Raw genomic sequence first — 23,224 nt, forward strand, 5'->3', positions numbered from 1 at the left:
TTGCAAATTGGCAAATTTGCATTTGCGAAAAATGTGGCAGACTGAAATGAGCAGCCTCAACAGTTTTGGGAGAGCCAAGCGACCATGTCGAAACTCGCGATCATCGAACAGCTCGAAGCGAAGCGCGAAGCGGCGCGGATGGGCGGGGGACAACGCCGCATCGATGCGCAGCATGCCAAGGGCAAGCTGACCGCCCGCGAGCGGCTGGACGTGCTGCTCGACGAAGGCAGCTTCGAAGAGCTGGACATGTATGTCGAGCATAATTGCGTCGATTTCGGCATGGATGCCGAACATGTGCCGGGCGACGGCGTCGTCACCGGATCGGGCACGGTCAACGGGCGGCTGGTGTTCGTGTTCAGTCAGGACTTCACCGTCTATGGCGGCGCGGTGTCGGAACGGCACGCGATGAAGATCTGCAAGATCATGGACATGGCGATGAAGGTCGGCGCACCGGTCATCGGCCTCAACGACAGCGGCGGCGCGCGCATCCAGGAAGGCGTGGCGTCACTGGGCGGATATGCCGAAATCTTTCAGCGCAACGTGATGGCATCGGGCGTGGTGCCGCAGATCAGCGTCATCATGGGGCCGTGCGCGGGCGGCGCCGTCTACTCGCCCGCGATGACCGACTTCATCTTCATGGTGAAGGATTCGAGCTTCATGTTCGTGACCGGACCGGACGTGGTGAAGACCGTCACCAACGAAGTCGTGACGCAGGAGGAACTGGGCGGCGCGGTGACGCATACGACCAAGTCGGGCGTTGCGGACGTGGCGTTCGAAAACGATATCGAGGCGCTGCTGGCGGTGCGCGACTTCGTCGACTTCCTGCCTGCGTCGAACCGCGAACCGGTTCCCGAACGACCGAGCGCGGACCCGTGGGACCGGGTCGAGGAAAGCCTCGACACGCTGATCCCCGCCAACGCGAACCAGCCCTACGACATGCACGAACTCATCCGCAAGGTGGTGGACGAGGGCGATTTCTTCGAAGTGCAGCCGGCACATGCGGGCAACATCCTGTGCGGGTTCGGTCGGATCGAGGGCAAGACGGTGGGCATCATCGCCAACCAGCCGATGGTGCTGGCCGGCGTGCTCGACATCAATTCGTCCAAGAAGGCCGGGCGGTTCGTGCGCTTCTGCGACGCGTTCGAAATTCCGATCGTCACTTTCGTCGACGTGCCGGGCTTCCTGCCGGGAACGCAGCAGGAACTGAACGGCATTATCAAGCATGGCGCGAAGCTGCTGTTCGCCTATGCCGAAGCGACCGTGCCCAAGATCACCGTCATTACGCGCAAGGCCTATGGCGGCGCCTATGACGTCATGTCCTCCAAGCATCTGCGCGGCGACCTGAATTACGCCTGGCCTACCGCGGAGATCGCGGTGATGGGCGCGAAGGGCGCGGTGGAGATCATCTTCCGCGGCAAGACGCCCGAAGAGATCGCGGAAAAGACGAAGGAATATGAAGACCGCTTCGCCAACCCCTTCGTCGCGGCGGGCAAGGGCTTCATCGACGAGGTGATCCAGCCGCACTCGACCCGCAAGCGCATCGCGCTCGGCCTGCGGAAACTGAGGAACAAGAGCCTCGAAAATCCGTGGAAGAAGCACGACAATATTCCGCTTTAAGGGGCGATGACCATGAAACTCGGACGCCTCAACCATATCGGCATCGCCACGCCGTCGCTCGAAGCGAGCCTCGCTTATTATCGCGACGTGATGGGCGCGACGATCGCCAATGAACCGTTCGACCTGCCCGTGCAGGGGGTGAAGGTGTGCTTCGTCGATACGCCGGGCGAGGGCGGGACTGCGGGCACGCAGATCGAACTGATCGAACCGCTGGGCGAAAACAGCCCGATCCACGGCTTCATCGCCAAGAACCCCGCCGGGGGCCAGCACCATATGTGCTACGAGGTGCCCGACATCCACGACGCCAAGGCGTGGTTCGAAAGCCTGGGCAAGAAGGTGCTGGGCGAACCGCGCATCGGAGCGCACGGCACGCCGATCTTCTTCGTCCACCCCAAGGACATGAACGGGGTGCTGACCGAGATCATGGAAACGCCGAAGGACGGGGCGCACTGACGATGACCGACGACGCGAACAAGGCCGGACCGACCCTGGACCAATGGGCCGCCGCCGCCGCCAAGGAAGTGAAGGGCAAGGATCTTCACTGGGAAACGCCCGAAGGCATCACGGTAAAGCCGCTCTACACGGCGGAGGACGTGACGGTCGACCCGGGCCTGCCGGGCTTCGCGCCCTTCACGCGCGGCGTGCGTGCATCGATGTATGCGGGGCGGCCCTGGACGATCCGCCAGTATGCGGGCTTTTCGACAGCCGAGGAATCCAACGCTTTCTATCGCCGGAATCTTGCCGCCGGGCAGAAGGGTCTGTCGGTCGCCTTCGACCTTGCGACTCATCGCGGTTATGACAGCGACCATCCGCGCGTGGTGGGCGATGTCGGCAAGGCAGGCGTCGCGATCGACACGATCGAGGACATGAAAATCCTGTTCGACGGCATCCCGCTCGACAAGATGTCGGTGTCCATGACGATGAACGGGGCGATCATCCCCGTGCTCGCTTTCTTCATCGTCGCGGGGGAGGAGCAGGGCGTGGATCGCAAGCTGCTCGACGGAACGGTTCAGAACGACATCCTCAAGGAGTTCATGGTCCGCAACACCTATATCTACCCGCCCGAACCGTCGATGCGGATCATTTCGGACATCTTCGGCTATACCAGCCGCGAAATGCCCAAGTTCAACAGCATCTCCATTTCCGGCTATCATATGCAGGAAGCGGGCGCGACGCAGGTGCAGGAACTGGCCTTCACCATCGCCGACGGCATCGAATATGCGCGTTACGGCGTCGCATCGGGCCTTGACCTTGACAATTTCGCGGGGCGGTTGTCCTTCTTCTTCGCCATCGGCATGAACTTCTTCATGGAAATCGCCAAGCTGCGCGCCGCGCGCGTGCTGTGGCATCGTGCCATGACGAAGCTGGGCGCGAAGAGCGAGCGGTCCAAGATGTTGCGCACGCACTGCCAGACCAGCGGCGTGTCGCTGACCGAGCAGGACCCGTACAACAACGTGATGCGCACGACCATCGAGGCGATGGCCGCGATGCTGGGCGGCACCCAGTCGCTGCACACCAACGCGCTCGACGAAGCGATTGCGCTGCCGACCGACTTTTCCGCCCGCATCGCCCGCAACACGCAGATCGTGATCCAGGAAGAGACGGGCATGTGCAACGTCGTCGATCCGCTGGGCGGCTCTTATTATGTCGAGGCGCTGACCCGGCAACTGGTCGACGCCGCGCAGGAGATCATCGACCGGGTCGAGGAAGACGGCGGCATGGCGAAGGCCGTGGCGGCGGGCTGGCCCAAGGCGATGATCGAAACGGCGGCAGCCGCACGGCAGGCGCGCGTCGACCGGGGCGAGGACGTCATCGTGGGCGTCAACAAATATCGCCTTGCGAACGAGGATCTGCTCGAAACGCTCGACATCGACAACAGCAAGGTGCGCGAGGCGCAGATCGCGCGCATCAACCGGGTGAAGGCGGAGCGGGACGAACAGGCGTGCCAGGCGGCGCTCGACGCGCTGCGCAAGGCGGCTGCGGCCCCGCAAAGCATCGAGACCAATCTGCTCGCCCATGCGGTCGAAGCGGCGAGGGCGCGCGCAACGTTGGGCGAAATCTCCTCTGCCATGGAGGACAGCTTCCAGCGTTACGGCACGCAGCCCACGCCGGTGAAGGGCGTCTATGGCGCGCCCTACCAGGATGACAGTCGCTGGAAACAGGTTCTCGACGGCGTGCAGGCCGTCGAACGGCGCCTCGGTCGTAGGCCCAAGATTCTTGTAGCCAAGATGGGGCAGGATGGACACGACCGGGGCGCCAACGTCATCGCTTCGGCCTTCGGCGACATGGGATTCGACGTGGTCTCGGGGCCGCTGTTCCAGACACCCGAAGAAACGGTGGTCCTGGCGCTCAGCAACGAGGTCGACGTGGTGGGCGCGTCCAGCCTCGCGGCGGGGCACAAGACGCTGATTCCCGAACTGATCCAGCAACTGCGTGACAAGGGCCGCAGCGACATCAAGGTGATCGCAGGCGGTGTGATCCCGCCGCAGGATTATGACTTCCTCCGTGACGCGGGCGTCCAGGGCATTTATGGACCCGGCTCCAATGTCGTGGAATGCGCCGCCGATGTGCTGCGCCTCCTCGGCCACAACATGCCCCCCGCCGGGCTGGAGGAAGCCGCTTGATAGAATATGCCCCCCGCACCGACTGGACGCGCGAGGAAATCGCCGCTCTGTTCGACCTGCCGTTCAACGACCTGATGTTCGAAGCGCAGTCCGTCCATCGCGCCGGTTTCCCGCGCAACGAAGTGCAACTGTCCACCTTGCTGTCGATCAAGACCGGCGGGTGCCCGGAGGATTGCGGCTATTGTTCGCAATCGACCGAGGCGGACAGCGGCCTTAAGGCCACCAAGCTGATGGATGTGCAGGCAGTGCTGCAAACCGCTGCGCAGGCGAAGGATCATGGATCGGGCCGGTTCTGCATGGGGGCCGCGTGGCGCAACCCCAAGGAACGCGACATGCCCAAGCTGGTCGCCATGATCGAGGGCGTGCGGGCCATGGGCATGGAAACATGCATGACCCTTGGAATGCTGGACGAAAAGCAGGCGCGGACGCTGGCCGACGCCGGGCTCGATTATTACAACCACAATATCGACACGTCGCCCGAGAATTACGCGAACGTCATCACGACGCGCACCTTCGCCGACCGGATCGAGACGCTGGAGAATGTGCGCAGCGCGGGCATCAACGTGTGCTGCGGCGGGATCGTGGGAATGGGCGAGACGCGGAGCGACCGCATCGGTTTTCTCCATGCGCTCGCCACCATGCCGCATCCCGAGAGCGTTCCGATCAACGCTCTGGTGCCGGTGGAAGGCACCGTGCTGGGCGACATGCTGAAGGACACGCCGCTCGCGAAGATCGACGAGGTCGAGTTCGTACGCACGGTCGCGGTGGCGCGGATCGTGATGCCGCAATCGATGGTCCGGCTGTCGGCCGGTCGCGAGAGTATGAGCGAGGCGTGCCAGGCGCTCTGCTTCATGGCGGGGGCGAACAGCATCTTCACCGGCGACAGGCTGCTGACCGCGGCCAATGCGGGCGATGACAAGGATGCGGCGCTGCTGAACAAGCTGGGCATGACGCCCATGGCGGCGCAGCCCCACGGGCATCTGGAGGCAGCAGAGTGATCCTGCTGTTCCTCGCCGCCACAGCAGCGACGTCCTGCGCGAATGCGCAGACGCAGGCGGACATGAACCGCTGCGCCGGGCAGGATTATGCCCGCGCAGATGGGGCGATGAACCGGCAGTGGAAAACCACATACCCCTATATGAAAAACCGCGATGCGCGCGGTGGAAGCTTTGCGGCGCAGCTGCTCGACAGCCAGCGGGCGTGGCTCAAATATCGCGACGCGCAATGCATCATAGCAGGCGCGGAGTTCGAAGGCGGTTCGTTGCAGCCGATGGCTGTCGCGCAATGCAGGGCGCGGCTGACCGATCTTCGCACGAAGGAATTGCAGACACTGGTCTGGCAGCGTTGAACCGGCCCTGAAATGGGCGAGAGGAATGGACTGGGGCAAGGACAGATAATGGCAATCACCAAGATCCTGATCGCGAACCGTGGCGAGATCGCATGCCGCGTCATGCGCACGGCCAAGAAGATGGGCATCAAGACCGTGGCGGTCTATTCCGATGCCGACGCGCGCGCACCGCATGTGCTGATGGCGGACGAAGCCGTCCATATCGGCCCGTCGCCCGCCGCGCAGTCCTATCTGCTGGCGGACAAGATCATCGAAGCGTGCAAGCAGACCGGGGCGGACGCGGTTCACCCAGGCTACGGCTTCCTGTCCGAGCGGGAAAGCTTCCGCAAGGCGCTGGACGCCGAAGGGATCGTCTTCGTCGGGCCGCCCGCCAACGCGATTGCCGCGATGGGCGACAAGATCGAGTCGAAGAAGCTCGCGAAGGAAGCGGGCGTCAACGTCGTGCCAGGGTATGTCGGCGTGATCGACGACACCGAACATGCGGTGAAGATTTCCAACGAAATCGGCTACCCGGTGATGATGAAGGCATCGGCGGGCGGCGGCGGCAAGGGCATGCGCCTTGCCTATTCCGAACAGGACGTGCGCGAAGGGTTCGAAGCGACGAAGCGCGAAGGGCTGGCGTCCTTCGGCGACGACCGCGTGTTCATCGAGAAGTTCATCGAAAGCCCGCGCCATATCGAAATCCAGGTGCTGGGCGACCAGCACGGTAATATCGTCTACCTCAACGAACGCGAATGTTCGATCCAGCGCCGCCACCAGAAGGTGGTGGAGGAAGCCCCTTCGCCCTTCGTCAGCCCCGAAATGCGGCGCAAGATGGGCGAACAGTGCGTCGCCCTGGCGCGCGCGGTCGGCTATTTCAGCGCGGGAACGGTCGAACTGATCGTCAGCGGCGAGGACAAGACCGGCGACGGTTTCTACTTCCTCGAAATGAATACGCGGCTTCAGGTCGAACATCCGGTCACCGAAGAGATCACCGGCGTGGATCTGGTCGAACAGATGATCCGCGTCGCCAATGGCGAGGCGCTGTCCTTCACGCAGGCCGATGTGAAGATCAACGGTTGGGCCATCGAGAACCGCGTCTATGCCGAAGATCCCTATCGCGGCTTCCTGCCGTCGACGGGGCGCCTGATCCGCTACAATCCGCCCGAGGATGGCACGGACGGAACGGGCGCGAAGGTGCGCGTGGACGATGGCGTGACCGAAGGCGGCGAAGTGTCGATGTTCTACGACCCGATGATCGCCAAGCTCATCACCTGGGCGCCGACCCGGATCGAGGCCATCGACAAGCAGATCGAGGCACTCGACCGGTTCGAGATCGACGGACCCGGCCACAATATCGATTTCGTATCGGCGCTGATGCAGCATGAGCGGTTCCGTTCGGGCAACATCACGACCGGCTTCATCGCCGAGGAGTATCCCGAAGGGTTCAAGGGCGCGCCCGCGTCGGCGGACCTTGTGAAGCGGCTGTCGGCCATCGGCGCGTTCGCCGCCATGGCGCAGGCGGACCGCGCCCGCCGGATCGAGGGACAGCTGGGCAAGCGGCTGGCTCCGCCGACCGGGTGGCAGGTGAAGATCGACGATCATGTCCACGATGTCGTGATCGACGGCGACGACGTGACGGTCGACGGCGAAACCGTGGATATGGCGCTGGAATATACGCCCGGCGACCGCCTGATCGAAGCGGAGTTCGGCGACGATCGGCTCGCGGTGCGGATCGCGCCGGTGCGGTCGGGCTTCGTCCTGACGGCGCATGGTGCGAGCCATAAGCTGCGCATCCTGCCCGCCCATGCGGCGCAGCATGCGGTGCATATGATCGACAAGGTGCCGCCGGACCTGTCGCGCTTCCTGATCTGTCCCATGCCTGGCCTGCTGGTCGCGCTGAACGTCAAGGAAGGCGACAAGGTCGAAGTGGGCCAGCCGCTGGCGGTCATCGAAGCGATGAAGATGGAAAATATCCTGCGCGCGGGCAAGGCTGGCACGGTCAAGAGCGTGTCGGCCAAGCAGGGCGAAAGCCTGCCGGTCGACGCGGTGATCCTGGAACTGGAATAGGATCGAAGGCCGCGTCCGTTCCAGGCGGGCGGGACGCGGCTTTCGCCATTGCGTATGGCGCGCTGGACGGAGCGCATAGCGGCTGTCAGAATGCCATATGGACGCGGTTCAGGGGGCAGGATGAGCGAAGCGGCGGCAGGCGATTATGTGATGGACGCGCGACGGGACCGGTTGGTCATCACCGCGTCCGCGCTGGGCACCGTGTTCGAATGGTATGATTTCTATATCTACGGCGTCCTTGCGCCCATCATCGGGCGGACTTTCTTTCCTACCGACAATCCGACCGTCGAATTGCTCTACACGCTGGCGGGCTTCGCCATCGGGTTCGCGTTTCGCCCGCTGGGCGCTGTGCTGTTCGGATATCTGGGCGACCGGCTGGGTCGCAAATACACGTTCCTTGCGACCATCGTCCTGATGGGCCTGGCGACGGCGGGAGTCGGGTTGACGCCCGCCGCCGCGAGCATCGGCGTTGCGGCACCCATCATCCTTATCCTGCTGCGCATCGCGCAGGGGCTGGCTCTGGGCGGCGAATATGGCGGGGCGGCGATCTATGTCGCGGAACACGCACCGGCGGGTAAACGCGGTTTCTATACGAGCTTCATCCAGGCCGGCGTGATCGGTGGGTTCATCCTGTCGTTGATCGTCGTGGTGGCTACGCAGGCGGTTGTGGGTGAGGCGGCGTGGGATGCGTGGGCGTGGCGTATCCCCTTCGTCCTTTCGCTGGCGCTGCTCGCCGTTTCGCTGTGGATGCGCCTGATGCTGCGCGAGAGCCCGGTGTTTCTGGCGATGAAGGCGGCAGGCGCGCAGGCGAAGAACCCCCTGCGCGAAGCCTTCTCAGCGCCGGGCAACGTCCGGCGAATGCTGGTGGCGATGATCGGCATTGCGGCGGGCTTTACCGTCATCGCCTATACCGTGATGTTTCAGGCGCTTTATTTCCTCCAGAGCGGGCTGCATGTCGCGCCCGGCGTGGCGCAGACGATCGTGGGGGGCAGCGCTTTTGTGGGGATGGGCGCATTCATCTTCTTCGGCTGGCTATCCGACAAAGTGGGGCGGCGAAAGCCGGTGATCATCGGCTATGCGGCGATGCTGGCGCTGGCGCTGCCGGTCTATCAATTCATGGGGGCGACCGCGAACCCTGCGCTGGAACAGGCGGCAGCGCGCGCGCCCGTGGTCGTGAGCGGACCGGATTGCCGCTTCGATCCCTTCGCCAAGGTGCAACCGACCGCGTGCGGCAAGCTGCTCGATCATTTTTCGAGGCGCGGCGTTCCTTATGACAAGCGCGCGGGGGATGTGGCGGGGGTGACGGTGGGCGGCATGGCGATAGCAGACCTGACGCCCGGCGGTCTCGATGCGGCGCTGGGCGCGGCGGGCTATCCCACCGGCACGGTGACGCCGGACTGGCCGCGCGCGGCGCTGCTCTTCCTGGCGATGCTGCTGCTCTGGTGTATTTCCGGCGCGACCTACGGGCCGGTGGCGGCGCTGTTGTCGGAATATTTTCCCGCGCGCATTCGATATTCCTCGCTGTCGATCCCCTATCATATCGGCACCGGATATTTCGGTGGATTCCTGCCGCTGGTCAGCCAGTATATCGTGGCGCGGACGGGCGATCCCTATGCGGGGCTGTGGTATACGCTGGCGGTGGTGGCGGCGGCGCTGTTGACGTGCCTCGTCGCGCTGCCCGAAACGAAGGGCCGTCCGCTCGACGCGTAAGGGCTGTCGGGCAAGGCGACGTCGAGCCCATCGACGAATGAGGGAGGATGTGTCGCGGTGAACGGGCGAAAGCGGGACTGATGCCGAACGGTGTCGCGAAACGCGACCTGCCGACCAAGACATGCCCGGCATGCGGGCGGCCCTTCGCCTGGCGCAAGAAATGGGCGCGGGACTGGGAAAATGTCGTCTATTGCTCCGACCGGTGCCGACGCGCGAAGGGCCAATAGAAAAAGGGCCGCCGGTCCTGCGACCTGCGGCCCCCCGTCATGCTACGACCGCGATCAGCGTTCGATGCACATGGCGACACCCATGCCGCCGCCGATGCAGAGCGTGGCCAGCCCCTTCTTCGCGTCGCGCTTGCCCATTTCGTAGAGGAGGGTGGTCAGCACGCGCGCGCCCGATGCGCCGATCGGATGGCCGATGGCGATCGCGCCGCCGTTCACGTTGAGCTTTTCCGGGTCGAAACCCATTTCCTGCCCGACCGACAATGCCTGTGCGGCGAAAGCCTCGTTAGCCTCGATAAGGTCGAGGTCGGCGACCGACCAGCCCGCCTTCTCCAGCGCCTTGCGGCTGGCGGGAACGGGACCGATGCCCATGATCGAAGGGTCTACGCCGCAGGTCGCGAAGCCCGCGATCCGGCCAAGGACGACCGAACCGCGCCGGGCGGCTTCGTCGGCGGTCATCAGCACCAGCGCGGCGGCGCCGTCGTTGATGCCGCTGGCGTTGGCGGCGGTGACGGTGCCGTCCTTCTTGAAGGCGGGTTTCAGAGCGCTCATGGCTTCGATGGTCGCGCCATCGCGGATATATTCGTCGGTATCGACGATGGTGTCGCCCTTGCGGCCCTTGACGGTGACGGGAACGATTTCGTCCTTGAAGCGGCCCGATGCGCGGGCGGCGGACGCCTTGTTCTGGCTGCCGACGGCGAATTCGTCCTGCGCTTCACGGCTGATCTGGTATTTTTCCGCAAGATTTTCCGCAGTGACGCCCATGTGATAATTGTTGAAGGCATCGGTCAGGCCGTCATGGATCATCGTATCGAAGAGGGTGACCGCGCCCATTTTCGCGCCAGCGCGCAGGAATTGCGCATGGGGTGCCATGGACATGCTTTCCTGCCCGCCGGCAATCATGATGCGCGCGTCGCCGCTGCGGATCGCCTGGGCCGCCAGAGCGACCGAGCGGAGGCCCGATCCGCACAATTGGTTGATGCCGATGGCGGTACGGTCGACCGGGATCCCTGCATTGACGGCAGCCTGACGCGCGGGATTTTGACCCTGACCCGCGGCGAGGACCTGCCCCAGAATGACCTCGTCCACCTCTTCCGGCGCGACGCCCGCCTGCGCGAGCGCGGCGAGGATAGCCTGGCGGCCAAGCTCATGCGCGGGCGTGGACGCGAATGCGCCCAGGAAGCTGCCGACGGGCGTGCGCTTGGCGCCAATGATGACGATGTCTGACAAGTGCCTGATCCTCATATCTGGAATTTTCTCTTCGCAGGCGCACATAGCATCAGCCGCCGACGCTGGAAAGCCATAGGGAAAGCGGCTGCCAAAGCGTCTCGCAAGCGCGTCCGCCGACCACCATCCCCACATGGCCGAGCGCGAGGCGGCGTTCTTCGGCCAGCACCGGCCCGGCGGCGGCGGGCACGATGCGGTCGGTGGTGGAGACGATGGAGAGGGAGGGGATGCCGATGGTTTCGGGGGTGACCTGCCTGCCCTTTACGCGCCAGCGGCCCTGCCCCGTGGCGTTATCCGCATAGAAGAGGTCGAACAGGTCCCGTCCCGCCGCGAAGGTGAGGGGCGCGCCCTGGTTGGCCCAATCCTCGACGGTCAGGAACGCGTTTTCCCCCTGCGAACCGGGCTCCATGTCGGCGAACGCCGCATATTTGCGAATGGTGCGTGCCGGGTCCATCGCCCAGAAGCCCGATTGCAGCACTTCCATCGGGACATAGTTCAGCCGCTCGCATACCGGCCTTGCGTCATGCCAGAGTTTCGCGACGAGCGCGCGATCTTCCGCCCTGAAACCGTCGAACCGCCACGGCGCCGCGATCGTCGCGATCGCCCTGGCGGCGATTGCGCCGACGGCTCCCAGCGCAAGGCTGCCCCCAAGGCAATAGCCCACGAGGATGGGAGGACGCGGCAGCGCGGCAAGGAGGGGAAGCAGCCTTTCCGTCACATGCCCGTCGAGACCGAGGGCCGCATCCTCCACGCCGGGTGCGCCCCAGTCGACGAGATAGGCGTCATGTCCTGCCGCAGCCATGTGGCGCAGCATGGACCTTTGTTCGGACAGGTCGAGGACGGCGGGCGGGTTGATAAGCGAGGGAATGAAAACAACGGGATGACGCCCTTTGTCCTCGCCGAAACGCAACATGCGCGCAGGGCCTGCCTGCGCGGCGCAGGCAGGTGCGGGGGCAGGGCGGGGGCGGATCGCTTCCTGATATCGGCGAAGGCCGGCCAGCGCCTTTTGCCGCAGCATGGGATCGCCTTCCGTCTCGCGCCACAATATGTTGAGGAACAGGGGTAAAGGGCGTGGCCCATGTTGCGGTGCGGCAACGCCTTGTGCTATCGCGGAAGATGCAGGTGAGGGAGAGGAATGCATGACCAAATCCAAGACCGCCAATCAATCGGAGCCGGTCGTCATCAAGAAGTACGCCAACCGGCGTCTCTATAACACCGAAACCTCCAGTTACATCACCCTCGACCTATTGTCCCAGATGACGCGCGAGGGGCGCGAATTCACGGTGGTCGACGCCAAGACCGGCGAGGATATCACCCATAATGTCCTGACCCACATCATCATGGAGGAAGAGCAGCGTGGCAAGAACATGCTGCCGGTCAATTTCCTGCGCCAGTTGATCGCGATGTATGGCGATTCCATGCAATCGATGGTGCCGCAATATCTCGAGGCGTCGATGGACGCGTTCCGCAAGAACCAGCAGCAGTTCCAGGAAGCGATGAAGGGCGCGTTCGGCGGCGGCCCGCTGGCGGAGATCGCCAAGCGCAACATGCAGATGTTCGAAGCCGCGGCGAGCGCATTCGGCAACGGCGTGCCGGGGATGCCGGGCATGCCTACGCCTGCCGCCCCCGCCTCGGACGGCAGCAAGGACGATGAGATTAACGACCTGAAGGCGCAGCTTGCGGCCCTGAATGCCAAGATCGACAAGCTGAGCTGACCTTCCCCCACCCAAAGAGTCGACACAGGTGGCGCGTCTGGCCTATGGCGCGCCATCTTTTTTGTCCTGAGATCAAGGTTGCCATCCTGTGAAACATGCCCTTTCCGTCACCCGCGAACAGGATTTCGCCGCCTGGTATCAGGCCGTCATTGCGGAAGCCGACATGGCCGAGGAAAGCGGCGTGCGCGGATGCATGGTCATCCGCCCGTGGGGATACGGCATCTGGGAACGTATCCAGAAGCTGCTCGACGAACGGATCAAGGCGACGGGGCATGAAAATTGCTATTTCCCGCTGTTCATCCCGCTCTCCTATTTCGAAAAGGAAGCCGAGCATGTCGATGGCTTCGCCAAGGAAATGGCGGTCGTCACTCATCACCGGCTGATCCAGAAGGACGGGAAGATGATCCCCGATCCCGAAGCGAAGCTGGAAGAACCGCTGGTCGTGCGCCCGACGTCCGAAACGGTCATCGGCGCAGCGTTCAGCCGATGGGTGCAGTCCTGGCGCGATTTGCCGGTACTGATCAACCAGTGGGCCAACGTCGTCCGTTGGGAAATGCGCACGCGCATGTTCCTGCGCACCGCTGAGTTTCTGTGGCAGGAAGGGCATACCGCGCACGCCACGGTGGACGAGGCGATGGAAGAGACGCTCAAGATGCTGGAAGTCTATCGCAGCTTCGCCGAAGAGTGCATCGCGCTGCCGGTCGTGGCGGGCGAGAAGCCGGAGAATGAGCGGTTCCCCGGCGCGGTGGCAACCTATTCGATCGAAGCGATGATGCAGGACGGCAAGGCGCTTCAGGCGGGCACGTCGCATTTTCTGGGCACGACCTTTTCGTCAGCCCAGAATATCCGTTTCCAGAATGCCGAGGGCAGCCAGGAACTGGCGCAGACGACCAGCTGGGGCGTGTCGACCCGCATGATCGGCGGCCTCATCATGGTGCATGGCGACGACGACGGCCTGCGCGTGCCGCCCAGGGTCGCGCCGTATCAGATTGTCGTGGTGCCGATGCTCCGCGACACGGACGAGGATCGGGCGATCCTCGATTACTGCGACGAACTGGTGGCGGCGTTGGGCGAACTGGACGCTTTCCGGGAGCCGGTGCGCGTGCTGCTGGACAAGCGCCCGGCGAAGGCGGCGACCAAGCGCTGGGGCTGGGTCAAGAAGGGCGCGCCGATCGTGATCGAAGTGGGCGGCCGCGATGTCGCAGGCGGCAACCTGTCCGTCATTCGCCGCGACCGCCTCTACCGCGAGGATGGCAAGCTCGACAGCCGGATCGTCGCAAAAACGGAGTTCGTCGAGAGCGCGGTCGCCATGCTGGAGGATATCCAGGGGGCGCTCTTCGCCGATGCCAAGGCGCGGCTGGACGGCAATATCGATGCCTCTATCGGCGACATCGAAGGGCTCAAGGCACATTTCAAGGCCAGCGCAAAGCCCGGCTGGGCGCTGGTTCAGTGGAGCAAGCCGACCGGCGAGGCTTTGGACAAGGTGGTGCAGTGGCTCAAGGGCGAGAAGCTCACCCTGCGCAACGTGCCGCTGGACGCCGCGACGGCGGACGGAACGTGCATCTTCACCGGGGGGAAAGCGGTCGAGCGGGTGCTGGTCGGGCGAAGCTATTGACGTCGCGTCCGGCCCCGGCATCGACCGGGGCCGGGCCGCTTACAGCACATATTTGCTGAGGTCGGTGTCGCGCGCCACGGCGCTCAACTGCTTTTCCACATAGTCTGCATCGATCACCAGCGTTTCGCCGCGGCGATCCTCAGCGTCGAAGCTCACATCCTCCAGCAGCTTTTCCATCACCGTCTGAAGGCGGCGGGCACCGATATTTTCGACCTCGCCATTCACTTCCGCCGCGATCTTCGCGACCGCGCGGATGCCGTCCGTCGTCAGGTCTATCGTCACCTCCTCAGTCGCGAGAAGCGCGCGATACTGCGTAACGAGGCTGGCCTTCGTGTCGGAAAGGATCGCGACGAAATCCTCCTCGGTCAGCGCCTTCAGCTCCACGCGGATCGGCAGCCGTCCCTGGAGTTCGGGGAGCAGGTCGCTGGGTTTGGCGACATGGAACGCGCCGGACGCGATGAAGAGAATATGGTCGGTCTTGAGCGGACCATATTTGGTCGCAACCGTCGTACCCTCGATCAAGGGAAGGAGGTCGCGCTGCACGCCCTCCCGACTGACGGAACCGCCGCGCACGTCGCTGACCGCAATCTTGTCGATCTCGTCGAGGAAGACGATGCCGTTCTGCTCGGCGCTGGCGATAGCGACGCGCGCGACATCGTCCTGATCGAGCCGCTTGTCCTGCTCTTCTTCCACCAGCTTGTCCCAGGCTTCGGCGACGCGCATCTTGCGACGCTTCTTCTGGGTCTGGCCGAACGCTTTCGACATCATGTCGGACAGGTTGATCATGCCGACCTGACCGCCCATGCCGGGAATTTCCATCGGCATCGACGGGCTGTCGGCGACTTCCACCTCGACCTCGACATCGTTCATCTGGTTGCCTTCGATCCGCTGCCGGAAGGACAGGCGCGTGGCTTCGCTCGCTTCCTTGCCGGTGAGCGCGTCGAGCAAGCGCGACATTGCGGCTTCCGAAGCGGCTTCGCGCACCGCTTCGCGGCGACGGTCCTTTTCGAGGCGCACGGCCTCCTCGACCAGATCGCGCACGATCTGTTCGACATCGCGGCCGACATAGCCGACTTCGGTGAACTTGGTGGCTTCGACCTTCACGAAGGGGGCGTCGGCGAGTTTGGCGAGACGGCGGCTGATCTCCGTCTTGCCGCACCCGGTCGGGCCGATCATCAGGATGTTCTTGGGCGTCACTTCGTCACGCAGATCGGCGGACAGGTGCTGGCGGCGCCAGCGGTTGCGCAGCGCAACCGCGACGGCGCGCTTGGCGTCCTGCTGGCCGATGATGTGCGCATCGAGCGCCGCGACGATGGCTTTGGGCGTGAGATTGTCGTTCATAAGTCTTGTCCCGAAGGGAGGGGGGGCGTCAGGCGGCGCTGTCGAGCGTTTCGACGGTCAGCTGGTCGTTGGTATAGACGCAGATGTCGGCAGCGACGGCCATCGCCTTGCGCGCCAGCGTTTCGGCGTCCTGCTCGTAATCGACCAGCGCGCGCGCGGCGGCGAGCGCGAAGTTGCCGCCCGATCCGATTGCCGCGACCCCGCCCACGGGTTCCAGCACGTCACCGTTGCCGGTCAGGATCAATGTCACATCCTTGTCGGCAACGATCATCATCGCTTCCAGATTGCGGAGATATTTGTCGGTGCGCCAGTCCTTTGCGAGTTCGACTGCGGCCCGCATCAACTGGCCGTTGTGCCGCTCCAGCTTGGCTTCCAGACGCTCGAACAAGGTGAAGGCGTCGGCGGTCGCCCCAGCAAAGCCGCCGATGACCGATCCGTCATGCAGGCGGCGCACCTTGCGAGCGTTGGGCTTCATAACGGTCTGACCCATCGAAACCTGACCGTCGCCAGCGACGACGACCTTTCCGTTCTTGCGGGCCGACATGATGGTGGTGCCATGCCAGACGGGCATGGCGGACGAAGATGGGTTGTTCATGGCGCGGCATATGGGACCAAGGGGTCGGCGCTGCAAGACGAAGGCCGGGGCGGAGGCGGGCCGTGCGCTATCCGGGGTGGATCCGCGATCTGGCACGGCGGAACAAACCGGCGACGATTGACATTGTGCGGTGCACAACGGATCATGAAGGATATGTGACGAGATGGAGTGCGACGCGTGACTCTGAAATCGATGGCTCAGGAAAAGGTCGAGCGCGCGGGGATTTCCAATTACAGCTTCGACGACGAGGTTCTGGTGATGTGCGGCGTGCGCTACCTGATCGAGGCATGCAGTTGCGGTGGGCCGGATTGCGACGGTGTGCGCTTGACGCGCGACAGCGCGCCCGTTCTGCGTGCGGTGCAATAAGCGGCGGGAATTTTGCCCTGATCGCTTGACAGCGATCCCGCGCGATGCCAATGGCCGCCTCCTCCTTACAGGGGGCGCGTAGCTCAGCGGTAGAGCACACCCTTCACACGGGTGGGGTCACAGGTTCAATCCCTGTCGCGCCCACCATCAACTGCGGTTGATGGTGAATGGCTATTAATTATTACCGCACATACCTTATGCCTAACATGCCCCTGCCCCACTCGCGAGGAGCGGGGCAGGATTTTATCAATTGAATGGATTAGAAGGATACTTGCCTTTGTAATCGCCGCCCGAATATTCATGGCTGTATATCAGCGGGTAGCAATACTGGGATGCAAGGTTATCGTCTCCAAAGCGGTCGCGGATGAAGCGCTCTTTGCAAGCCAAATAAGCCGCGTCCATTTGCTCCCATTCTTCTGAAGTTTGGCCACTTGCAAAATTAGGGAAACAGAGCGCCGCAGCGACTGATAAATATCCTAGCATTTTGATTTTCATGTCGTACTCCTTTTCCCCTCTCGCGCTGCATCCTGAGGAAAAGACCGCAAAAAGAAACGAAAAAGGTCCTAGAAACAGTTTATTATCGTTTGGTTAGTTGTTGTTTACAAATGCTGCTCCGCGTCGAGGGTGGTTCGTTGCCACCGGCGATTTTTAGCGCGGTTGAAGACATAATATTTCTCTTCCTTGATCTTTTCCGTCTCCTCGCGCTAAGCCTGCGCGGGTGATTTGCGGCGTCGGGCCGCGCGGAAAGGATGACGATGTCCTCTTATTGGAAAGCCGGTTCGGCGCTTATGCTGATGGGGGCGATCCCTACCGTCGCGCAGGGGCAGCCGACGTTGACGCTGGAGCGCGTGTTCGCCAGCCCCGACCTTGCCGGGCCGCAGCCCCGCGCGCTCAAATTGTCGCCGGACGGATCGCTCGTGACGCTGCTGAAGCCCCGGGCGGACGAAAAAGAGCGGCTCGACCTCTGGGCAATCGACACGCAGACCGGGCAGGAACGGATGCTGGTCGATTCCAAGAAGACGGGCAGCGGCGCCGACCTTTCCGAAGCGGAAAAGATGCAGCGGGAGCGGGATCGTTCGGTCGCGGGCAGCACCGGGATCGCGACCTATGACTGGTCCCCGGATGGGAAAAGCATATTGGTGCCGGTCGATGGCGACCTCTACCTTGCCGGGCTGGACGGCAAGGTCACGCGGCTGACCGATACGCCCGATGGGGAACTGAACGGCGTCGTCAGCCCCAAGGGCGGCTTCGTCTCCTACGTACGTGGCGGAAACCTATTCGTGCAGCCGATGGGCGGCAAGGAGCGCCAGTTGACGCAGGGTGCCAGCGATACGGTAAGCTGGGGCGTCGCCGAGTTCGTGGCGCAGGAGGAAATGGACCGCCGTACCGGATATTGGTGGTCGCCCGGTGACGCACGGATCGCCGTCGCCCGCGTCGACGAAAGCCCGGTCGGCACTGTCACCCGCACCGTTATCGGCGGCGAAGGGACGAAGGTCTATACCCAACGCTATCCCGCTGCCGGGACGCCCAACGCCATCGTCGACCTCTACGTCATGCGCCCGGACGGTTCGGGCCAGGTGAAGGTCGATCTGGGGCCGGATCGGGACATCTACGTGGCGCGGGTCGACTGGTCGGCGGACGGGCGCACTCTTTATGTGCAGCGGGAGACCCGCGACCAGAAGCGGCTCGATCTGCTGGCGGTGGACCCGGCGACGGGGCAAGCGAAGACGGTGCTGAGCGAAAGCGCGAAAAGCTGGATCAACCTGTCCAACAATTTCCACGCCCTTAAGGACGGCAGCTTCCTTTGGTGGTCGGAAAAGTCGGGCCATGGGCATCTCTATCGCGTCAAGGACGGCAGGTGGACCGCACTGACGAGCGGCGCGTGGGAAGTGCGCGACGTGGTCGGCGTGGATGAGGCCAAGGGCCTGGTCTACTTTACCGGCAACCGGGAAACCCCGCTGGAGCAGCAACTCTATATGACGTCGCTCGCCAAGCCGGAAAAGGCGCGCACGCTGACGCAGCAGGGCTGGTGGAACGATGCGGTGATGGACCGCGCCGCCACCCGCGTGGTCGTCACGCGGCAGAATACGGACCAGCCAAAGCAGGTCTACCTTGCCGACGCCACGGGCAAGCAGATGCAATGGCTGTCGCAGAACGCGCTGACGGGCGATCATCCCTATGCGCCCTATCTTCAAAGCCATGCGAAGACGACCTTCGGCACGGTGAAGGCCAGCGACGGATCGACGCTTTATACAAGGATGATGACCCCGCCGCTGCAACCGGGGAAGCGCTATCCCGTGTTCATGATCCATTATGGCGGGCCGGGCGCCGGACGTCAGGTGACGAACACATGGTCGGGCGCGCTGAACCAGTATCTGGTGGACAAGGGATGGATCGTCTTTTCCATCGACAATCGCGGCACGCCCGATCGCGGCAAGGCGTTCGAGGACCAGATCTATCGCGCGATGGGAACGGTGGAAGTCGAAGATCAGCTGAAGGGTGTCGAGTGGCTGAAGGCCCAGCCCTTCGTCGATCCCAAGCGGATCGCGACCTATGGCTGGTCCTACGGAGGTTATATGTCGCTCAAGCTGCTGGAGAAGGCGCCGGGGGTCTTTTCCGCCGCCATATCAGGCGCGCCGGTGACGAAATGGGAATATTACGATACCCATTATACCGAGCGCTATCTGGGCCAACCGCAGGACAAGGCCAGCGCCTATCCCGCTTCGGACGCGGTGGACGACGCCGTCAGGATCAGCGATCCACTGCTCCTGATCCATGGCATGTCGGACGACAATGTGGTGTTCGACAATTCCACCGCCCTGATGGCCAAGATGCAGGGGGCGGCCGTGCCGTTCGAGTTGATGGTCTATCCCGGCCAGACGCACCGGGTGGGCGGGCCTAAGATCAGCGTTCACCTCTGGCGCACGATCGAGGGGTTTCTGGCGCGGCACGGGACGGCCCCTGACGCGCAATAAAAACACATAAATAGGCGGGGTTGGACGCAACAAAGCGCATGTGTCTGGACAAATGGCGCAAGGGCGCTATGCGCCGGCCCCGCAGATCATTGCATTTGAGTGGAGTTTATTGTCATGGGTTATAAGGTCGTCGTCGTGGGAGCCACCGGGAATGTGGGCCGCGAGATGCTGACCATTCTCGCCGAGCGCGAGTTCCCGATTGACGAGATCGCGGCAGTCGCTTCGCCCCGGTCGCACGGCACCGAAATCGAATTCGGTGAAACCGGCAAGATGCTCAAATGCAGGAACATCGAACATTTCGATTTCACCGGGTGGGACATCGCCCTGTTCGCGGCGGGCAGCGGCCCGACGGCGGAATATGCGCCCAAGGCGGCAGCAGCCGGGTGCGTGGTGATCGACAATTCGTCGCTCTATCGCATGGACCCGGACGTGCCGCTGGTGGTCCCGGAAGTGAATCCGGACGCCATCGACGGCTACAAGAAGAAGAACATCATCGCCAACCCCAACTGCTCGACCGCGCAGATGGTCGTGGCGTTGAAGCCGTTGCATGATGCCGCAAAGATCAAGCGCGTCGTCGTCGCAACCTACCAGTCGGTGTCCGGCGCGGGCAAGGCGGGCATGGACGAGTTGTTCGAGCAGAGCCGCAACATCTTCGTCGGCGACCCGGCCGAGCCCAAGAAATTCACCAAGCAGATCGCCTTCAACGTGATCCCGCATATCGACGTGTTCCTGGACGACGGTTCGACCAAGGAAGAATGGAAGATGGTCGCGGAAACCAAGAAGATCCTCGATCCCAAGGTCAAGGTCACGGCGACATGCGTGCGCGTGCCTGTATTCGTCGGCCATTCCGAAGCGATCAACATCGAGTTCGAGAACGAGATTTCGGCCAAGGAAGCGCAGGACATCCTGCGCGAGGCGCCGGGCATCATGCTGATCGACAAGCGTGAGGACGGCGGATATGTGACCCCGGTCGAATGCGTGGGCGACTATGCGACGTTCATCAGCCGCGTGCGGGAGGATTCGACCGTGGACAACGGCATCAACCTGTGGTGCGTCAGCGATAATCTGCGCAAGGGCGCGGCGTTGAACGCGGTGCAGATCGCGGAACTGCTGGGCCGCCGTCACCTCAAGAAGGGCTGAGCGCGATGACGACCGACCTGCCCCTCGAAAGGCATGAGATCGAGGGCTTCGACGGCCTGCCGATCGTCGTGCATGTCGTGGGGCAGGGCCGGGACCTGATGCTGATCCACGGCTATTTTTCCAACGCCTGGACCAACTGGATTCGCTACGGTCATGCCAAGAGACTGGTGGAGGCGGGATTTCGCCTGATCCTGCCCGACCTTCGCGGCCATGGCGAAAGCGCCAAGCCCCACGACCCCGCCGCCTATCCGCCCGACGCGCTGACGCACGACAATCTGGCGGTGGTGGAGCAGTTGGGCCTTACCGACTACGATCTGGGCGGCTATTCGCTGGGCGCGCGGACGACGGTGCGGATGCTGGCGCACGGCGCGAGCCCGCGCCGCATCATCCTGTCCGGCATGGGGCTGCGCGGCCTGACGCAGACGCTGGACAATGGCGGCTATTATACCAACGTCCTCACCAATCTCGGCACGTTCGAGCGAGGCACGTCGGAATGGATGACGGAAGCGTTCCTCAAGACAACGAAAGGCGACCCCATCGCGCTGTTGCGCATCCTGCGCACGTTCGTTGATACGCCCGAAGAGACGATTGCCGGTTTTACGCAGCCCGCTGCCATCGTTTGCGGCAAGGTCGACGACACCAACGGCAGCGCCCGCGAACTGGCGGACGCGATGCGCGACAGCCGCTATTTCGAAGTGCCGGGCAACCATATGAACGCGGTCACGCGCAAGGAACTGGGGCAGGCGATCGCCGAATTCCTGACCGCTTGACTGCGGCGTCCCGCCCGGCCACGCTCCCCCGATAAGCCATAAGGGGATTCCCATGAAAATCGCACTTTCGCTGGCCGCGCTCGCGGCCGCTCTCGCCGCGTCGCCCGCGATCGCGCAGCAGGCGCCCGCCGCAGCGCAAGCAACAGCCCCCACCGCTGCCGACGCCGAAGCGTTTCTCGCGCGGGCGGAAAAGGCATTGTTCGACCAGTCGATCGTCAGCAGTCGCGCGGCGTGGATCAACGCGACCTACATCACCGACGATACGGACGCCATATCCTCCTATTTCGGGGCCATCGACACCAAGCAGCGAGTCGATTTCGCACTGAAGGCCGCCCGCTTCGCCACCGCACCTGGCCTCAGCGAAGAAACGAAGCGCCGCCTGACGTTGCTGCGCACCGCGCTGACGCTGCCTGCGCCGACCGCGCCGGGCGCTGCCGAGGAACTGAACGACCTCGCGACGAGGCTCCAGTCCGCTTACGGCAAGGGCAAGGGAACGCTGAAGGGACAGCCGATCAACGGCAGCGATATCGAAGAGCAGATGGGAGCCGATCGCAACCCGCAGGAACTGCAAGAGATGTGGGTGAGCTGGCATGACAATGTCGGCGCGCCGATGCGGACGGACTATGCCAAGCTGGTGGGCATCGCCAATGCCGGGGCCAAGGAGCTGGGCTTTGCCGATACCGGCACGATGTGGCGGTCCAAATATGACATGCCCGCCGACGATTTCGCGAAGCTGACCGACAAGATCTGGGCGGAGGTAAAGCCGCTCTACGACGAACTGCATTGCTATACGCGCACCAAGCTCAACGAGAAATATGGCGACGCGGTGCAGCCCAAGACCGGCCCGATCCGCGCCGACCTGCTCGGCAATATGTGGGCGCAGGAATGGGGCAACATCTACGACATCGTGGCACCGGCAGGCGCGGGCGATCTGGGCTATGACGTCACCGACCTCCTGAAAGCGAAGAATTACGACCCGGTGAAGATGGTGAAGGCGGGCGAGGGCTTTTACAGCTCGCTCGGCTTCGATCCCTTGCCCCAGACATTCTGGGAACGGTCGCAGATCGTGAAACCGCGTGACCGGGAAGTCGTGTGCCATGCGTCGGCCTGGGACATCGACAACAAGAACGATATCCGCATCAAGATGTGCACGATGGTCAACGGCGACGACTTCGTGACCATTCACCACGAACTCGGCCACAATTATTATCAGCGTGCCTACCAGATCCAGAAGCCGCTGTATCTGGACGGCGCCAACGACGGTTTTCATGAGGCCATCGGCGATTTCGTCGCCTTGTCGATCACGCCCGACTATCTGGTCAAGATCGGCCTGCTCGATCCTGCAAAGGTGCCCGGTGCCGACAAGGATCTGGGCCTCCTGCTGCGGCAGGCGATGGACAAGGTCGCGTTCCTGCCATTCGGCCTGCTGGTCGACAAATGGCGCTGGGGCGTGTTCGACGGATCGATCCCGCAGAGCCAGTACGAAAAGAGCTGGAACGACCTGCGCCTTCAGTATCAGGGCATCGTCCCGCCGGTGGCGCGCGACGAGACGAAGTTCGACGCGGGCGGGAAATATCATATCCCCGGCAACACGCCCTATACCCGCTATTTCCTGGCGAGGGTCCTGCAATTCCAGTTCTACGAGGCGGCCTGCCGGCAGTCGGGATGGAAGGGGCCGCTGCATCGTTGTTCCTTCTACGGCAACAAGGCGGTGGGCGAGAAGTTGAACGCGATGCTGGCGATGGGCGCGTCCAAACCGTGGCCGGACGCCTTGCAGGCCTTTACCGGAAGCCGCCAGATGTCGGGCAAGGCGATGGTCGATTACTTCGCTCCGTTACAGAAGTGGTTGATCGCACAAAATAAAGGCAAGTCTTGCGGCTGGTAAGCCAGAGTAAAAATTGATAGGCG

20 protein-coding genes and 1 tRNA gene are annotated in these 23,224 nt (G+C 63.3%); 16 read left to right on the forward strand and 5 right to left on the reverse strand.

Annotation, left to right across the window (positions count from 1 at the left end; all coding sequences use genetic code 11):
- Window positions 1–84 precede the first annotated feature (84 nt).
- The 8 genes from DI606_RS04605 (at window position 85) to DI606_RS04640 (ending at window position 9,575) form a co-directional block, all read left to right on the forward strand.
- Window positions 85–1,617, forward strand: a complete 1,533-nt coding sequence (locus DI606_RS04605; RefSeq protein WP_293980155.1) for an acyl-CoA carboxylase subunit beta — start codon at window positions 85–87, stop codon at window positions 1,615–1,617.
- 12 nt (window positions 1,618–1,629) lie between these two features.
- Window positions 1,630–2,070 carry a methylmalonyl-CoA epimerase gene (mce, locus tag DI606_RS04610; protein WP_293980156.1) on the forward strand — a complete coding sequence of 147 codons (441 nt, stop codon included), beginning with the start codon at window positions 1,630–1,632 and terminating at the stop codon, window positions 2,068–2,070.
- A gap of 2 nt (window positions 2,071–2,072) precedes the next feature.
- The gene (gene scpA / locus DI606_RS04615) at window positions 2,073–4,241 is read left to right on the forward strand and encodes a methylmalonyl-CoA mutase (RefSeq protein WP_293980157.1); all 2,169 of its coding nucleotides are present in this window, start codon (window positions 2,073–2,075) and stop codon (window positions 4,239–4,241) included.
- A complete protein-coding gene (gene bioB, locus DI606_RS04620) occupies window positions 4,238–5,239 on the forward strand; it encodes a biotin synthase BioB (RefSeq protein WP_293980159.1) in 1,002 nt (333 codons plus the stop codon). Before scpA ends, bioB begins: the two co-directional genes overlap by 4 nt.
- Window positions 5,236–5,589 carry a lysozyme inhibitor LprI family protein gene (locus DI606_RS04625; RefSeq protein WP_293980161.1) on the forward strand — a complete coding sequence of 118 codons (354 nt, stop codon included), beginning with the start codon at window positions 5,236–5,238 and terminating at the stop codon, window positions 5,587–5,589. The genes bioB and DI606_RS04625 overlap by 4 nt, the downstream gene beginning before the upstream one ends.
- Before the next feature lie 48 nt (window positions 5,590–5,637).
- On the forward strand, window positions 5,638–7,638 hold the full coding sequence (locus DI606_RS04630; protein WP_293980163.1) for an acetyl/propionyl/methylcrotonyl-CoA carboxylase subunit alpha: 2,001 nt from the start codon (window positions 5,638–5,640) through the stop codon (window positions 7,636–7,638).
- A 120-nt stretch (window positions 7,639–7,758) separates the two neighbouring features.
- Entirely contained in the window at window positions 7,759–9,348 is a 1,590-nt protein-coding gene (locus DI606_RS04635; protein WP_293980165.1) for an MFS transporter, read from the forward strand.
- Window positions 9,349–9,428: 80 nt separating this feature from the next.
- Window positions 9,429–9,575: a DUF2256 domain-containing protein gene (locus tag DI606_RS04640; RefSeq protein ID WP_293980167.1), complete on the forward strand. Its 147-nt coding sequence runs from the start codon at window positions 9,429–9,431 to the stop codon at window positions 9,573–9,575.
- 54 nt (window positions 9,576–9,629) lie between these two features.
- Here DI606_RS04640 and DI606_RS04645 read toward each other — a convergent pair whose 3' ends face one another.
- Both DI606_RS04645 and DI606_RS04650 read right to left on the reverse strand, forming a co-directional pair.
- Window positions 9,630–10,802 (reverse strand): acetyl-CoA C-acetyltransferase, encoded by a 1,173-nt coding sequence (locus DI606_RS04645; protein WP_293980169.1) that lies wholly within the window; start codon window positions 10,800–10,802, stop codon window positions 9,630–9,632.
- A gap of 49 nt (window positions 10,803–10,851) precedes the next feature.
- A complete protein-coding gene (locus DI606_RS04650; protein ID WP_293980170.1) occupies window positions 10,852–11,817 on the reverse strand; it encodes an alpha/beta fold hydrolase in 966 nt (321 codons plus the stop codon).
- 121 nt (window positions 11,818–11,938) lie between these two features.
- On the opposite strand from DI606_RS04650, the gene phaR reads away from it, so the two are divergent.
- The gene (gene phaR, locus DI606_RS04655; protein ID WP_293980172.1) at window positions 11,939–12,514 is read left to right on the forward strand and encodes a polyhydroxyalkanoate synthesis repressor PhaR; all 576 of its coding nucleotides are present in this window, start codon (window positions 11,939–11,941) and stop codon (window positions 12,512–12,514) included.
- A gap of 88 nt (window positions 12,515–12,602) precedes the next feature.
- Entirely contained in the window at window positions 12,603–14,129 is a 1,527-nt protein-coding gene (gene proS, locus DI606_RS04660) for a proline--tRNA ligase (RefSeq protein WP_293980174.1), read from the forward strand.
- A gap of 39 nt (window positions 14,130–14,168) precedes the next feature.
- Here the strand turns inward: proS and hslU are convergent, their stop codons facing one another.
- Both hslU and hslV read right to left on the reverse strand, forming a co-directional pair.
- Window positions 14,169–15,470: an ATP-dependent protease ATPase subunit HslU gene (gene hslU / locus DI606_RS04665; protein WP_293980176.1), complete on the reverse strand. Its 1,302-nt coding sequence runs from the start codon at window positions 15,468–15,470 to the stop codon at window positions 14,169–14,171.
- A 28-nt stretch (window positions 15,471–15,498) separates the two neighbouring features.
- Window positions 15,499–16,065, reverse strand: coding sequence for an ATP-dependent protease subunit HslV (hslV, locus tag DI606_RS04670; RefSeq protein ID WP_293980177.1), 567 nt, complete (start codon window positions 16,063–16,065; stop codon window positions 15,499–15,501).
- A gap of 177 nt (window positions 16,066–16,242) precedes the next feature.
- Between hslV and DI606_RS04675 the strand changes: the two genes are divergently transcribed.
- Window positions 16,243–16,431 (forward strand): hypothetical protein, encoded by a 189-nt coding sequence (locus DI606_RS04675; protein WP_293980179.1) that lies wholly within the window; start codon window positions 16,243–16,245, stop codon window positions 16,429–16,431.
- A 72-nt stretch (window positions 16,432–16,503) separates the two neighbouring features.
- A tRNA-Val gene (locus tag DI606_RS04680) sits at window positions 16,504–16,578 on the forward strand.
- Between the two features lie 99 nt (window positions 16,579–16,677).
- On the opposite strand, the gene DI606_RS04685 is transcribed toward DI606_RS04680, so the two are convergent.
- A complete protein-coding gene (locus tag DI606_RS04685; RefSeq protein ID WP_293980180.1) occupies window positions 16,678–16,926 on the reverse strand; it encodes a hypothetical protein in 249 nt (82 codons plus the stop codon).
- A 260-nt stretch (window positions 16,927–17,186) separates the two neighbouring features.
- On the opposite strand from DI606_RS04685, the gene DI606_RS04690 reads away from it, so the two are divergent.
- From DI606_RS04690 to DI606_RS04705, 4 genes are all read left to right on the forward strand, one after another.
- Window positions 17,187–19,406, forward strand: coding sequence for a S9 family peptidase (locus tag DI606_RS04690; protein WP_293980216.1), 2,220 nt, complete (start codon window positions 17,187–17,189; stop codon window positions 19,404–19,406).
- Between the two features lie 114 nt (window positions 19,407–19,520).
- Window positions 19,521–20,546: an aspartate-semialdehyde dehydrogenase gene (locus DI606_RS04695; RefSeq protein WP_293980182.1), complete on the forward strand. Its 1,026-nt coding sequence runs from the start codon at window positions 19,521–19,523 to the stop codon at window positions 20,544–20,546.
- 5 nt (window positions 20,547–20,551) lie between these two features.
- The gene (locus tag DI606_RS04700) at window positions 20,552–21,316 is read left to right on the forward strand and encodes an alpha/beta fold hydrolase (RefSeq protein ID WP_293980184.1); all 765 of its coding nucleotides are present in this window, start codon (window positions 20,552–20,554) and stop codon (window positions 21,314–21,316) included.
- Window positions 21,317–21,368: 52 nt separating this feature from the next.
- Window positions 21,369–23,201, forward strand: a complete 1,833-nt coding sequence (locus DI606_RS04705) for a M2 family metallopeptidase (protein ID WP_293980186.1) — start codon at window positions 21,369–21,371, stop codon at window positions 23,199–23,201.
- The last annotated feature ends 23 nt before the right edge of the window (window positions 23,202–23,224 follow it).

The sequence above is a fragment of the Sphingobium sp. genome (genome assembly GCF_003248505.1).
Classification (GTDB): Bacteria; Pseudomonadota; Alphaproteobacteria; order Sphingomonadales; family Sphingomonadaceae; genus Sphingobium.